We start from the raw sequence: 13548 nt of genomic DNA, 5'->3' as shown, positions 1-13548 counted from the left end.
CGGGCAAAGTGATCAGGCACCTGCTCTCCGGCGCCGACCTGGACGCCGAGACCGCGACCCAGATCCTGGACACCGCCGAGGAGATGGCCGCGGTGGCCGGGCGTGAGGTGAAGAAGCTGCCCGCGCTGCGCGGCCGGACGGTGGTGAACCTCTTCTACGAGGACTCCACCCGGACCCGGATCTCCTTCGAGGCGGCGGCGAAGCGGCTCAGCGCCGATGTGATCAACTTTTCCGCGAAGGGTTCCAGCGTCGCCAAGGGCGAGAGCCTGAAGGACACCGCGCTGACCCTCCAGGCGATGGGGGCCGACGCGGTGGTGGTCCGCCACCCCGCCTCCGGCGCCCCGCACCGGCTCGCCGACTGGGTCGACGGTTCGGTGGTCAACGCCGGTGACGGCACCCACGAGCACCCCACCCAGGCGCTGCTCGACGCGTACACGATGCGCTCCCGGCTGGGCCGGCTGGCCGGCCTGTCGGTCGCGGTGGTGGGCGACGTGCTGCACTCCCGGGTGGCCCGCTCGAACGTGCTGCTGCTCTCCACGCTCGGCGCGAAGGTGACCCTGGTCGGGCCGCCGACGCTCATCCCGCGCGACATCGCCGCCGCCCTCGCCCCCGGCACCGGCGTCTGCTACGACCTGGACGCGGTGCTGCCGTCGTCGGACGTGGTGATGATGCTGCGGGTGCAGCGGGAGCGGATGGGCGACTCCTACTTCCCGTCCGCCCGCGAGTACGCGCGCCGATACGGCCTGGACGGCCCACGGATGCGCCGGCTTCCGGAGCACGCGATCGTCATGCACCCCGGTCCGATGAACCGGGGCATGGAGATCACGCCCGAGGTCGCCGACTCGCCCCGCTCCACCATCGTCGAACAGGTCGCCAACGGGGTCTCCGTCCGGATGGCCGTCCTCTATCTGCTGCTCGGGGGGAACAACCGGTGAACTCGTACCTGATCAGGAACGTCAGCGTGCTCGGTGCCGCACCGACCGACCTGCTGATCCGCGACGGCGTGGTCGCCGAGACCGGCGCGGGGCTCTCCGCGCCGGACGCGACCGTGGTCGAAGCCGCCGGGCTGGTCGCCCTGCCCGGCCTGGTCGACCTGCACACCCACCTGCGCGAGCCCGGCCGGGAGGACGCCGAGACCGTCGAGACCGGGTCGCGGTCGGCGGCGCTGGGCGGGTACACGGCGGTCTGCGCGATGGCGAACACCTCGCCGGTGGCGGACACCGCCGGGGTGGTCGAGCAGGTGTGGCGGCTCGGTCGGGAGGCCGGGCTGGTCGACGTGCAGCCGATCGGCGCGGTCACCGTCGGGCTGGCCGGTGAGCGCCTGGCCGAGCTGGGCGCGATGGCCGACTCCGCCGCCCGGGTGCGGATCTTCTCCGACGACGGGCACTGCGTCGCCGACCCCCGGCTGATGCGCCGCGCCCTGGAGTACGTCAAGGCGTTCGACGGGATTATCGCCCAGCACGCCGAGGAGCCCCGGCTCACCGAGGGCGCGCAGATGCACGAGGGCGAGGTCTCCACCCGACTGGGCCTGACCGGCTGGCCGGCGGTGGCCGAGGAGGCCATCATCGCCCGGGACGTGCTGCTGGCCGAGCACGTCGGCAGCCGGCTGCACGTCTGCCACGTCTCCACCGCCGGCAGCGTCGAGGTGCTGCGCCAGGCCAAGGCCCGGGGGGTACGGGTCACCGCCGAGGTGACCCCGCACCACCTGCTGCTCACCGATGTTCGGGCCGAGACGTACGACCCGGTCTTCAAGGTGAACCCGCCGCTGCGGACTGCCACCGACATCGCCGCCCTGCGGGCCGCCCTGGTCGACGGGGTGATCGACATCGTGGCCACCGACCACGCCCCGCACGCGGTGGAGGACAAGGAGTGCGAGTGGGCGTACGCCCGGCCCGGGATGCTCGGGCTGGAGACGGCGCTGTCGATCGCGCTCGACGTGCTCGGCCCCGAGTGGGACCTGATCGCCGAGCGGATGTCCCGCACTCCGGCGCGGATCGCCGGTCTGACCGAGCACGGGCACGACCCGGCGCCGGGCGTGCCGGCCAACCTGACCCTGGTCGACCCGGCGGTCCGCCGGGTGATCGAGCCGGCCGAGATGGCCAGTCGTAGCCGCAACACCCCGTACGCCCGGATGACGCTGCCGGGTCGCATCGTGGCGACCTTCCTGCGTGGCGAGGCGACGGTCCTGGACGGAAAGGCAATCAAGTGAGTCGTAGGCGTCCCGCGATTCTCGTCCTGGAGGACGGTCGCACGTTCCACGGCGAGGCGTACGGCAGCGTCGGGGAGACCTTCGGCGAGGCGGTCTTCAACACCGGGATGACCGGTTACCAGGAGACGCTGACCGACCCGTCGTACCACCGTCAGGTCGTCGTGCAGACCGCCCCGCACATCGGCAACACCGGCGTCAACGGGGAGGACGACGAGTCGCGACGCATCTGGGTGGCCGGGTACGTGGTGCGTGACCCGGCCCGGGCCAGCTCGAACTGGCGGGCCACCGGTGGCCTGGAGGACCGGCTGGCGACCGAGGGCATCGTCGGCATCAGCGGGGTGGACACCCGGGCGCTGACCCGGCACCTGCGCGAGCGCGGCGCGATGCGGGTCGGTATCTCCAGCGTCGACGACGACCCGCGTGCGCTGCTGGCCCGGGTACGCGAGGCGCCGCAGATGCTCGGCGCGGACCTCTCCGCCGAGGTGACCACGGCGGAGCCGTACGTGGTCGAGGCCGAGGGCGAGCACCGGTTCACGGTGGCCGCGCTCGACCTGGGCATCAAACGCAACGTGCCGCGTCGGCTCGCCGCGCGCGGGGTGACCACGCACGTCATGCCGGCGCACTCGACCATCGAGGACCTGCTGGCCACCGGGGCGGACGCGGTCTTCTTCTCGCCGGGTCCGGGTGACCCGGCCACCGCCGACGGGCCGGTCGGGCTGGCCCGCGAGGTGCTGGGGCGGCGGATTCCGCTGTTCGGCATCTGCTTCGGCAGCCAGATCCTCGGCCGGGCGCTCGGTTTCGGCACCTACAAGCTCGGCTACGGCCACCGGGGCATCAACCAGCCGGTCCTCGACCGGGTCACCGGCAAGGTGGAGGTGACCAGCCACAACCACGGCTTCGCGGTGGAGGTGCCCGGCGTGACGCCGGGTGCGGTGGTGCCGGACCAGGTGATCGAGACCGAGTTCGGCGGCGTGCAGGTCAGCCACCTCTGCCTCAACGACAACGTGGTCGAGGGGCTGCGGGCCAAGGACGTGCCCGCCTTCACCGTCCAGTACCACCCGGAGGCGGCAGCCGGTCCGCACGACGCGGACTACCTCTTCGACCGCTTCGCCGAGTTGATCGAGGGCCGTACCCACAGCGAGGGGCGTACGAATGCCTAAGCGGACCGATCTCAAGCACATCCTGGTGATCGGCTCCGGGCCGATCATCATCGGGCAGGCCTGCGAGTTCGACTACTCCGGCACCCAGGCCTGCCGGGTGCTGCGCAGCGAGGGGATCCGGGTCAGCCTGGTCAACTCGAACCCGGCCACGATCATGACCGACCCGGAGTTCGCCGACGCCACCTACGTCGAGCCGATCACTCCGGAGTTCGTGGAGCTGGTCATCGCCAAGGAGCGGCCGGACGCCGTGCTGCCCACGCTGGGCGGGCAGACCGCGCTGAACACCGCCGTGGCGCTGCACGAGGCCGGTGTGCTCGACAAGTACGGCGTCGAGCTGATCGGCGCGGACGTCGACGCGATCCGGCGCGGCGAGGACCGGCAGCTCTTCAAGGACATCGTGGCCAAGGCCGGCGTCCGCATCGGGATCGAGGACCCGGCGGGCCTGGTGCCGCGCTCGCGGGTCTGCCACTCGATGGACGAGGTCCGCGAGACGGTCGGTGAGTTGGGTCTGCCGGTGGTGATCCGGCCGTCGTTCACCATGGGCGGCCTCGGCTCGGGCATGGCGCACACCGACGCGGACCTGGAGCGCATCGCCGGTGCCGGGCTGGACGCCAGCCCGGTGCACGAGGTGCTGATCGAGGAGAGCGTGCTCGGCTGGAAGGAGTACGAGCTCGAACTGATGCGGGACCGCCACGACAACGTGGTGGTGGTCTGCTCGATCGAGAACCTCGACCCGATGGGCGTGCACACCGGCGACAGCGTGACCGTGGCACCGGCCATGACGCTGACCGACCGGGAGTACCAGGACCTGCGTGACCTGGGCATCGCGGTGCTGCGTGAGGTCGGCGTGGACACCGGCGGCTGCAACATCCAGTTCGCGATCAACCCGGCCGACGGCCGGATCGTGGTCATCGAGATGAACCCCCGGGTGTCGCGTTCCTCGGCGCTGGCCTCGAAGGCGACCGGGTTCCCGATCGCGAAGATCGCCGCGAAGCTGGCCATCGGCTACACGCTGGACGAGATCCCCAACGACATCACCCTCAAGACGCCGGCCGCGTTCGAGCCGACGCTCGACTACGTGGTGGTGAAGATCCCCCGGTTCGCGTTCGAAAAGTTCCCCGGCGCGGATCCGGAGCTGACCACCACGATGAAGTCGGTCGGCGAGGCGATGAGCCTCGGGCGCAACTTCAGCGAGGCGCTGAACAAGGCGATGCGTTCGCTGGAGACCAAGGCGGCGGGTTTCTGGACCCTGCCCGACCCGGCGGACGCGACCAGGGAGAACACGCTCGCGGCGCTGGGAGTGCCGCACGACGGCCGCCTCTACACGGTGGAGCGCGCGCTGCGGCTGGGCGCCTCGATCGCCGAGGTCAGCGCCGCCTCCGGCGGAATCGACCCGTGGTTCCTGGACCAGATCGCCGGGCTGGTCGAGCTGCGTGCCGAGATCGTGGCCGCGCCGGTGCTCGACGTCGGGCTGCTGCGCCGGGCCAAGCGGGCCGGGCTGTCCGACCGGCAGTTGGCCGCGCTGCGTCCGGAGCTGGCCGCAGAGGACGGGGTACGCCGGCTGCGGCACCGGCTGGACGTGCGGCCGGTCTACAAGACGGTGGACACCTGCGCCGCCGAGTTCGAGGCGAGCACCCCGTACCACTACTCCTCGTACGACTCCGAGACCGAGGTGGTCGGCTCGGTGCGGCCGAAGGTGCTGATCCTCGGCTCCGGACCGAACCGGATCGGGCAGGGCATCGAGTTCGACTACTCCTGCGTGCACGCGGTCCAGGCGTTGCGGGAGGCGCCGGCCGGCCCGGCCGGTGGCGGCGGGTTCGAGACCGTCATGGTCAACTGCAACCCGGAGACGGTCTCCACCGACTACGACACCGCCGACCGGCTCTACTTCGAGCCGCTCACCTTCGAGGACGTGCTGGAGGTCTGGCACGCCGAGGACACCTCCGGTCGGGAGGCCGGCGGACCGGGCGTGATCGGCGTGATCGTGCAGCTCGGCGGGCAGACCCCGCTCGGGCTGGCGCAGCGGCTCAAGGACGCCGGGGTGCCGGTGGTGGGCACCTCCCCGGAGTCGATCCACCTGGCCGAGGAGCGTGGCGCGTTCGGGTCGTTGCTGGCCCGGGCCGGTCTGCGGGCGCCCGAGCACGGCACCGCCACCTCGTACGAGGAGGCGAAGGGAATCGCCGACGAGATCGGCTACCCGGTACTGGTCCGCCCCTCGTACGTGCTGGGCGGCCGGGGCATGGAGATCGTCTACGACGACGTGACGTTGCGTGACTACATCGGGCGGGCCACCGACATCTCGCCGGACCATCCGGTGCTGGTGGACCGGTTCCTCGACGACGCCATCGAGATCGACGTGGACGCGCTCTGCGACGCCGACGGCGAGGTCTACCTCGGCGGGATCATGGAGCACATCGAGGAGGCCGGCATCCACTCCGGCGACTCGTCGTGCGCGCTGCCGCCGATCACCCTGGCCAGCTCGCACGTGGCCCAGGTCCGCCGGTACACCGAGGCGATCGCCCGGGACATCGGCGTACGCGGCCTGCTCAACGTGCAGTACGCGCTCAAGGACGACGCACTGTACGTCCTGGAGGCCAACCCGCGTGCCTCGCGGACGGTGCCGTTCGTCTCCAAGGCCACGGCGGTGCCGCTGGCCAAGGCGGCGGCCCGGATCGCGCTCGGCGCCACCGTCGCGGAGCTGCGCGCCGAGGGGATGCTGCCGGCGACCGGGGACGGTGGCACGCTGCCGCCGGACGCCCCGATCGCGGTGAAGGAGGCGGTGCTGCCGTTCAAGCGGTTCCGCACCCCGGCCGGCAAGGGAGTGGACTCGCTGCTCGGCCCGGAGATGAAGTCGACCGGCGAGGTGATGGGCATCGACACCGCCTTCGGGCACGCCTTCGCCAAGTCCCAGTCGGCCGCGTACGGCTCGCTGCCCACCCAGGGCAAGATCTTCGTGTCGGTGGCGAACCGCGACAAGCGCGGCATGATCTTCCCGGTGAAGCGCCTGGCCGACCTGGGCTTCGAGATCGTCGCGACCAGCGGCACCGCCGAGGTGCTGCGCCGTCACGGCATCGACTGCGAGCTGGCCGCCAAGCACTACGAGGCCGGTGCCGACGACGACGCGGTCTCGCTGATCCGCAGCGGCCGGGTGGCCCTGGTGATCAACACCCCGCAGGGCTCCGGAGCCAGCGCCCGCTCCGACGGGTACGAGATCCGCAGCGCGGCGGTCACCGCGGACATCCCGTGCATCACCACCGTGCCGGGTGCCGCCGCGGCGGTGATGGGCATCGAGGCCCTGATCCGGGGTGACATGCAGGTGCGCCCGTTGCAGGATCTGCACGCCACCCTGCGGGCCAGCCGGTGATCTTCGAGCGGACGCTTCGACGCGGGCTGTTCCGCATCGGCGGCGGTGACGCCGAGGCGGCACACGAGTGGACGCTGCGCCGACTGGCCGCCCTGTCCGGGCGGCCGGTCGCGCTGGCGGCCCTGCGGGCCCGGTACGCCGTGGCCGCGCCCCGCACGGTCTTCGGGGTGCGGTTCCCCAATCCGGTCGGCCTGGCCGCCGGGATGGACAAGGACGGCGCCGCGCTGCCGGCGTGGCCGGCGCTCGGCTTCGGCTTCGTCGAGGTCGGCACGGTCACCGCGCACCCGCAGCCGGGTAACCCCCGACCGAGGCTGTTCCGGCTGCCGGACAGCGAAGCCGTGATCAACCGGATGGGCTTCAACAACGCCGGGGCCGAGGCGCTGGCCGCCCGGCTCGCGGCGCTGGCCCGTCCGCTCGGCGTACCGCTGGGGATCTCGCTGGGCAAGTCGAAGGTGACGCCGCTCGACGAGGCGGTGGAGGACTACCGGGCGTCGTACCGCGCGCTGCGCGGGCACGGCGACTACTTCGCGGTCAACGTCTCCTCGCCCAACACCCCCGGACTGCGCGAGTTGCAGGACCGCACTCACCTGGACGCGCTGCTGGCCGCGCTGGTGGGGGAGAAGCCGGTGCTGGTGAAGATCGCCCCGGACCTGACCGACGCGGCCATCGCCGAGCTGCTGGAGGTCTGCCTGGCCCGGGGCGCGGCCGGGGTGATCGCCACGAACACCACCCTCGGCCGCGCCGGGCTCGCCCCGGCCGACCAGGCCCGGTCCGCCGAGGCCGGGGGGCTCTCCGGCCGCCCGCTGGCCGACCGGGCCCGGCAGGTGGTCTCCTTCGTGCACGCCGAGACCGGTGGCCGGCTGCCGATCATCGGCGTGGGTGGCATCGTCGACCCCGACGACGCCGCCCGAATGTTCGACGCGGGCGCCAGCCTGGTCCAGCTCTACACCGGTTTCATCTACCGGGGGCCGGCCCTGCCCCGCGCGGTCGCCCGCGCGGCGGCGGCCGCCCCGGCTCCGGTCACGACCGGGTCGTGAACCGGATGAGGCGGCGGCGCCACCCCCGCTCCCGCTCCCGCCGGAGCGGACGGCCACGAACACCGGGCGCCGCCGCCCCCGACCGGTGATGGAGCGGAGCCGTCCAGTGGTGCTGCACGCCCCGTCCAAGCGGTGGACCAAGCACGGGCAGCGTGGACAGGGAGGGCGGATGACGCCGGAGGAGATTCTCGCCGCCGACGCGGCGCACGTCTGGCACCCGTACGCGACACTGCCGCCGGCGGTGCCGCCGTACGTGGTGGCGGAGGCCGAGGGCGTACGGCTGCGACTGGCCGACGGGCGCTCGCTCGTCGACGGCATGTCGTCCTGGTGGTCGGCGATCCACGGTTACCGGCACCCGGTGCTGGACGCGGCGGTGACCGACCAGCTCGGCCGGATGAGCCACGTGATGTTCGGCGGGCTGACCCACGAGCCCGCCGTGCGGTTGGCCCGGACGCTGGTCGAGCTGGCCCCGGAGGGGCTGGAACACGTGTTCCTGGCCGACTCCGGCTCGGTCAGCGTCGAGGTCGCGGTGAAGATGTGCCTGCAGTACCAACGGGCCGTCGGTCGGCCGGAGCGCCACCGGCTGGGCACCTGGCGTGGCGGGTACCACGGCGACACGTTCCACCCGATGAGCGTCTGTGACCCCGAGGGCGGCATGCACCACCTCTGGGGCGACGTGCTGCCCCGGCAGGTGTTCGCGCCGGTGCCGCCCGGTGGCTTCGCGTCCGGGCCCGACCCGGCGTACGAGGCGGCGTTGGTGGAGGCGGTCGAGCGGCACGCCCACGAACTGGCGGCGGTGATCGTGGAGCCGGTGGTCCAGGGGGCCGGCGGGATGCGCTTCCACCACCCGCACTATCTGCGAGTGTTGCGCGAGGTGACCCGGGCGCACGGGGTGCTGCTGATCTTCGACGAGATCGCCACCGGCTTCGGCCGGACCGGGACGATGTTCGCCGCCGAGCACGCCGGGGTCAGTCCGGACGTGATGTGTGTCGGCAAGGCGCTCACCGGCGGCTACCTGACGCTGGCCGCCGCGCTCTGTACGCCGGAGGTGGCGCGGGGCATCCGGAGCGGCGGGGTTCTGGCGCACGGCCCGACGTTCATGGGCAATCCGCTCGCCTGCGCGGTCGCCAACGCCTCGCTGGGTCTGCTGCGGGCCGGGGACTGGGCCGGTGAGGTGGCGCGGCTCCAGCGGGGCCTGCGTGCCGGCCTGGGGCCGCTGCGTGGCGCGCCGGGCGTGGTGGACGTGCGGGTGCTCGGCGGGATCGGCGTGGTGCAGCTCGACCACGAGGTGGACATCGGTGCCGCCACGGCCGCCGCGGTGGCCGAGGGGGTGTGGCTGCGGCCGTTCCGGGACCTGGTCTACACGATGCCGCCGTACGTCACCTCGGACGCCGATCTGGCACTGGTCGCGACCGGTGTCGCGGCAGCTATCAGGGCGGGCTGAGTAGATCGGCGCGGATCAGGGACACAGGTTGAGTAGACGAGCGCGACAGGTTGAGGACGAGAGGAAAGCTGGCTGATGGAGAGCTTCGGCGCGCGGTTGCACCGGGCGGTCGACGAGCGGGGTCCGCTCTGCGTCGGGATCGACCCCCATCCGGAACTGCTGGCCAGATGGGGGCTGGACGACGACGTCGACGGGCTGCGGCGCTTCGCCCGGACCGTGGTGGACGCCCTCGGTGACCGGGTTGCGGTGGTCAAGCCCCAGTCGGCCTTCTTCGAGCGATTCGGGTCTCAAGGGGTGGCAGTACTTGAGTCAACTATCCGACAGTTACGAGATTCCGGATCGCTCGTTCTGCTGGACGTCAAGCGCGGCGACATCGGCTCGACCGTCCGCGCGTACGCCTCGGCGTACCTGGACCCATCCAGTTCCATGTATGTCGACGCGGTGACCGCGAGCCCCTTCCTGGGCGTCGGCTCGCTCGCCCCGATGTTCGAGCTGGCCGCCGAGCACGGCGGCGGAGTCTTCGTCCTGGCGCTCACCTCCAACCCCGAGGGCGCCTCGGTCCAGCGTGCGCGCGGTGCCGACGGGCGTACCGTCGCGCAGACGGTGATCGACGAGATTTCCCAGCTCAACGCGGGTGCGGAGCCGCTCGGGAGCATCGGCTTGGTGGTCGGTGCGACGGTCGGCGAGACCGGCTGCGACCTCTCCGCGGTGAACGGTCCGCTGCTCGCACCCGGGCTCGGCGCGCAGGGCGCCACGGCCGACGATCTACGGGTCGTCTTCGGTTCGGCCCTTACCTCCGTGCTGCCCTCGTACTCCCGGGAGGTGTTGGGAGCGGGCCCACGCCCGGAGGCGCTGCGGGCCGCGGCGGAGCGCGCCGTGGCGGACTGCCGGGCGGCCCTGGCGATGTCATGACTGACTGACGGCTCGGTCACTTTGCGGTGATCATCGCGTGCCCACGTTGCCGAAAGCTCCGTTGACCGCTAGTTTTCCCCGCGCTGGGAACCCCTTGGTTCACAGCGACACCACGTTTCACAGATGCGGCGGTGCGTCCCGCCCGTCGCGATAGGGACCTGAGGAGAACTGGTGCCGCTCCCGTCACTGACCCCTGAGCAGCGCGCAGCCGCGCTGGAGAAGGCCGCGGAGATCCGCAAAGCCCGTGCCGAGCTGAAGGAGCAGCTCAAGCAGGGCAAGACCACCCTCGGAGCCGTTCTTGCGCGCGCCGAGTCCGACGATGTCGTCGGCAAGCTGAAGGTGTCGGCCGTGCTGCAGGCGATGCCCGGTATCGGCAAGATCCGAGCCACCCAGATCATGGAGAAGCTCAAGATCGCCGACAGCCGTCGCCTGCGTGGCCTCGGCGAACAGCAGCGCAAGGCCCTGCTTGGGGAGTTCGCCGCCAACTGAGCACGGCTGCGTGTAGAAACAAGCAGTGAGCTTGGATGACGAGACGCGCCCGGCGGCTCGGCTCACTGTCCTGGCCGGCCCATCCGGCGCCGGTAGGGAGAGTGTCGTCGAGCTGGTCCGGGCGCGTTCTCCGTCTGTGTGGACGCCGCTCGCGGTCACCACCCGGCCCCGCCGGGAGGGCGAGCTGGAGGGCGTCCACCGGCACTTCCTCGCCCCGCGGGAGTTCGACCGCCGGGTGGCCCGGGGCGAGCTGCTGGAATGGAGCCGTTGCGGGGCGTACCGGCGTGGCACGGAGCTGGCGCCGGTCCGGGACCGGCTCGCCGCCGGATCGCCGGTCCTGCTCCCGCTCGACCTCGACGGGGCGCTGCTGGTCCGCGCGGTGGTACCCGATGCGCGACTCGTCCTACTCCATCCGCCCGGCCGTCGTCCGGGTACGGCCACCGTGACGGCTTTCGACCGGAGCGTGTCGCACGACCGCACCGAGCGCGTAGTGGACGAGCTGGTAGGGTTGATCGGTTCTTCATTCCTGGCTCCGGCCCGGCCGCGTCCGCGCGGTTGAGCGCCGGCACCGCGTGACACGCGGTCCGTGCGAAAGACGCAGAGGTTAATCCGTGGGATCCATCGCCAACCCCGAAGGCATCACCAACCCGCCGATCGACGAGCTCCTGGAGAAGACGACGTCGAAGTACGCGCTGGTCATCTTCGCGGCCAAGCGCGCGCGTCAGGTCAACGCCTACTACAGCCAGCTCGGCGAGGGCCTGCTGGAGTACGTCGGCCCGCTGGTCGAGACGACCCCGCAGGAGAAGCCGCTCTCGATCGCGATGCGCGAGATCAACGCCGGCCTACTCACCGCCGAGCCGACCGACCAGCCGTAGGCTCCGCGCGTCGATGAGCGCCCGGATCATCCTCGGTGTCGGCGGCGGCATCGCCGCCTACAAGGCGTGCGAGGTGTTGCGCCGGCTCACCGAGTCGGGCCACCAGGTCCGGGTCGTGCCGACCGCCGCCGCGCTGCGGTTCGTCGGCGCGCCGACCTGGGCGGCGCTCTCCGGTCAGCCGGTCGCCGAGGACGTCTGGTCCGACGTGCACGAGGTGCCGCACGTCCGCCTCGGCCAGCAGGCCGACCTGGTGGTGGTCGCACCCGCCACCGCCGACCTGCTGGCCAAGGCCGCGCACGGCCTCGCCGACGACCTGCTCACCAACACCCTGCTCACCGCCCGCTGCCCGGTGGTGCTGGCGCCGGCCATGCACACCGAGATGTGGGAGCACCCGGCCACCGTCGCCAACGTGGCGACCCTACGGGCCCGGGGCGTACGCGTCATCGAACCGGCGGTGGGACGATTGACCGGTGCCGACACCGGCAAGGGTCGGCTGCCCGACCCGGCCGAGATCTTCGCGGTCGCCCGCCGTGCGCTCCGCCGGGGCGTCGACGCTCCCGCGGACCTGGCCGGCCGGCACGTCCTCGTCACCGCCGGCGGCACCCGCGAGCCGTTGGACCCGGTCCGGTTCCTCGGCAACCGATCCTCCGGCAAGCAGGGCTACGCGTTCGCCCGCTCGGCGGTCGCCCGGGGTGCCCGGGTCACGCTGATCTCGGCGAACGTCGAACTGCCCGACCCGGCCGGGGCGGACATCGTCCGCGTCGGCACCACCGGCGAACTGCGCGACGCCACGCTCGCGGCGGCCGTCGACGCCGATGCGGTGGTGATGGCGGCGGCTCCGGCCGATTTCCGTCCCGCGACGTACGCGCCTGGCAAAATCAAGAAGTCGGACGACGGCACCGCGCCCAGCATCGCGCTCGTGACCAACCCGGACATCGCCGCCGAACTGGGCCGAGGCCGCCGACCGGAGCAACTGCTGGTGGTGTTCGCCGCGGAGACCGGCGACGCCGAAGCCAACGGACGGGCCAAACTCGCCCGAAAGCGGGCCGACCTCATCGTCATCAACGAGGTCGGGCCGGACAAGGTCTTCGGCGCCGAGACCAACGCGGCCACCGTCATCGGCGCGGACGGTTCGGTTACCCGGATGCCCGAACAGTCCAAGGAAGATCTCGCCGACGGGGTGTGGGACCTGGTGGTCGCCCGGCTCGCCGACGGCTCCTCCTGACCACGATCCACCTGCTGACCATCGACCCGGCGCTCGGCGGTGAGTGACTAGACTGCCGCGGAACGACGTCCACAACTTAGGAGTGCCGTGACACGCCGCCTCTTCACGTCCGAATCGGTCACGGAAGGCCACCCGGACAAGATCGCTGACCAGATCAGTGACGGCATCCTCGATGCCCTGCTCGGCCAGGACCCGCACAGCCGCGTCGCGGTGGAGACCCTGATCACGACTGGTCAGGTGCACGTGGCGGGCGAGGTGACGACGAAGGCGTACGCCGACATCCCGACGATCGTCCGCGAGACCATCCTCGGCATCGGCTACGACTCGTCCAAGAAGGGCTTCGACGGGGCCTCCTGTGGCGTCAGCATCTCCATCGGGGCGCAGTCGCCGGATATCGCGCAGGGTGTGGATAACGCCTTCGAGTTGCGGACGGGTTCGTCGGAGTCGGCGTTGGATGCGCAGGGCGCCGGTGATCAGGGGATGATGTTTGGTTTTGCGTGTTCGGAGACGCCGGAGTTGATGCCGTTGCCGATCGCGTTGGCGCATCGGTTGGCGCGTAGGTTGTCGGCGGTGCGTAAGGACGGGACGGTGCCGTACCTGCGTCCGGACGGTAAGACGCAGGTCACCATCGAGTACGAGGGTCTGCGTCCGGTGCGGTTGAACACGGTGGTGGTGTCGAGTCAGCACGCCGCCGACATCTCGCTGGAGTCGTTGCTCACTCCGGATGTGCGCGAGCACGTGATCGGGCCGGAGTTGGAGAGTCTGGGGTTGGATGTCGAGGGGTATCGGTTGTTGGTGAATCCGACGGGCCGGTTTGAGATCGGTGGTCCGAT

The 13548-nt window shown here is 71.6% G+C and carries 12 protein-coding genes; all 12 read left to right on the top strand.

All coding sequences use genetic code 11. From position 1 onward, the window contains the following. Positions 1 to 8 precede the first annotated feature (8 nt). Positions 9 to 935: an aspartate carbamoyltransferase catalytic subunit gene (locus ACWDVW_RS23390; protein ID WP_350694976.1), complete on the top strand. Its 927-nt coding sequence runs from the start codon at positions 9 to 11 to the stop codon at positions 933 to 935. Then, a complete protein-coding gene (locus tag ACWDVW_RS23385; RefSeq protein ID WP_449952470.1) occupies positions 932 to 2209 on the top strand; it encodes a dihydroorotase in 1278 nt (425 codons plus the stop codon). The genes ACWDVW_RS23390 and ACWDVW_RS23385 overlap by 4 nt, the downstream gene beginning before the upstream one ends. Next, on the top strand, positions 2206 to 3369 hold the full coding sequence (carA, locus tag ACWDVW_RS23380; protein ID WP_449952469.1) for a glutamine-hydrolyzing carbamoyl-phosphate synthase small subunit: 1164 nt from the start codon (positions 2206 to 2208) through the stop codon (positions 3367 to 3369). The genes ACWDVW_RS23385 and carA overlap by 4 nt, the downstream gene beginning before the upstream one ends. Beyond that, positions 3362 to 6733, top strand: coding sequence for a carbamoyl-phosphate synthase large subunit (gene carB, locus ACWDVW_RS23375; RefSeq protein ID WP_449952466.1), 3372 nt, complete (start codon positions 3362 to 3364; stop codon positions 6731 to 6733). Before carA ends, carB begins: the two co-directional genes overlap by 8 nt. Next, on the top strand, positions 6730 to 7770 hold the full coding sequence (locus ACWDVW_RS23370) for a quinone-dependent dihydroorotate dehydrogenase (protein WP_449952464.1): 1041 nt from the start codon (positions 6730 to 6732) through the stop codon (positions 7768 to 7770). The genes carB and ACWDVW_RS23370 overlap by 4 nt, the downstream gene beginning before the upstream one ends. Before the next feature lie 169 nt (positions 7771 to 7939). Next, on the top strand, positions 7940 to 9214 hold the full coding sequence (locus tag ACWDVW_RS23365) for an adenosylmethionine--8-amino-7-oxononanoate transaminase (RefSeq protein ID WP_449952461.1): 1275 nt from the start codon (positions 7940 to 7942) through the stop codon (positions 9212 to 9214). A gap of 75 nt (positions 9215 to 9289) precedes the next feature. Continuing rightward, a complete protein-coding gene (gene pyrF, locus ACWDVW_RS23360) occupies positions 9290 to 10126 on the top strand; it encodes an orotidine-5'-phosphate decarboxylase (RefSeq protein WP_449952458.1) in 837 nt (278 codons plus the stop codon). Between the two features lie 171 nt (positions 10127 to 10297). Then, a complete protein-coding gene (gene mihF / locus ACWDVW_RS23355; RefSeq protein ID WP_117229171.1) occupies positions 10298 to 10615 on the top strand; it encodes an integration host factor, actinobacterial type in 318 nt (105 codons plus the stop codon). Positions 10616 to 10640: 25 nt separating this feature from the next. Further along, entirely contained in the window at positions 10641 to 11174 is a 534-nt protein-coding gene (locus tag ACWDVW_RS23350) for a guanylate kinase (RefSeq protein WP_449952455.1), read from the top strand. A 52-nt stretch (positions 11175 to 11226) separates the two neighbouring features. Continuing rightward, positions 11227 to 11490 carry a DNA-directed RNA polymerase subunit omega gene (gene rpoZ, locus ACWDVW_RS23345; protein WP_007075826.1) on the top strand — a complete coding sequence of 88 codons (264 nt, stop codon included), beginning with the start codon at positions 11227 to 11229 and terminating at the stop codon, positions 11488 to 11490. Positions 11491 to 11503: 13 nt separating this feature from the next. Continuing rightward, positions 11504 to 12715, top strand: a complete 1212-nt coding sequence (gene coaBC, locus ACWDVW_RS23340) for a bifunctional phosphopantothenoylcysteine decarboxylase/phosphopantothenate--cysteine ligase CoaBC (RefSeq protein ID WP_449952452.1) — start codon at positions 11504 to 11506, stop codon at positions 12713 to 12715. A gap of 87 nt (positions 12716 to 12802) precedes the next feature. Then, a partial coding sequence (locus tag ACWDVW_RS23335; protein WP_449952449.1) for an S-adenosylmethionine synthetase N-terminal domain-containing protein occupies positions 12803 to 13548 on the top strand: 746 nt, incomplete at its 3' end.

The organism is Micromonospora sp. NPDC003241 (genome assembly GCF_053589795.1).
This window is presented reverse-complemented; position numbering and strand designations above follow the sequence as displayed.

What these genes read in the sequence shown, in the direction of transcription:
- coaBC (WP_449952452.1), top strand. Translation starts at nt 11,504, where the DNA reads ATGAGCGCCCGGATCATCCTCGGTGTCGGCGGCGGCATCGCCGCCTAC.
- carB (WP_449952466.1), top strand. Translation starts at nt 3,362, where the DNA reads ATGCCTAAGCGGACCGATCTCAAGCACATCCTGGTGATCGGCTCCGGG.
- ACWDVW_RS23365 (WP_449952461.1), top strand. Translation starts at nt 7,940, where the DNA reads ATGACGCCGGAGGAGATTCTCGCCGCCGACGCGGCGCACGTCTGGCAC.
- pyrF (WP_449952458.1), top strand. Translation starts at nt 9,290, where the DNA reads ATGGAGAGCTTCGGCGCGCGGTTGCACCGGGCGGTCGACGAGCGGGGT.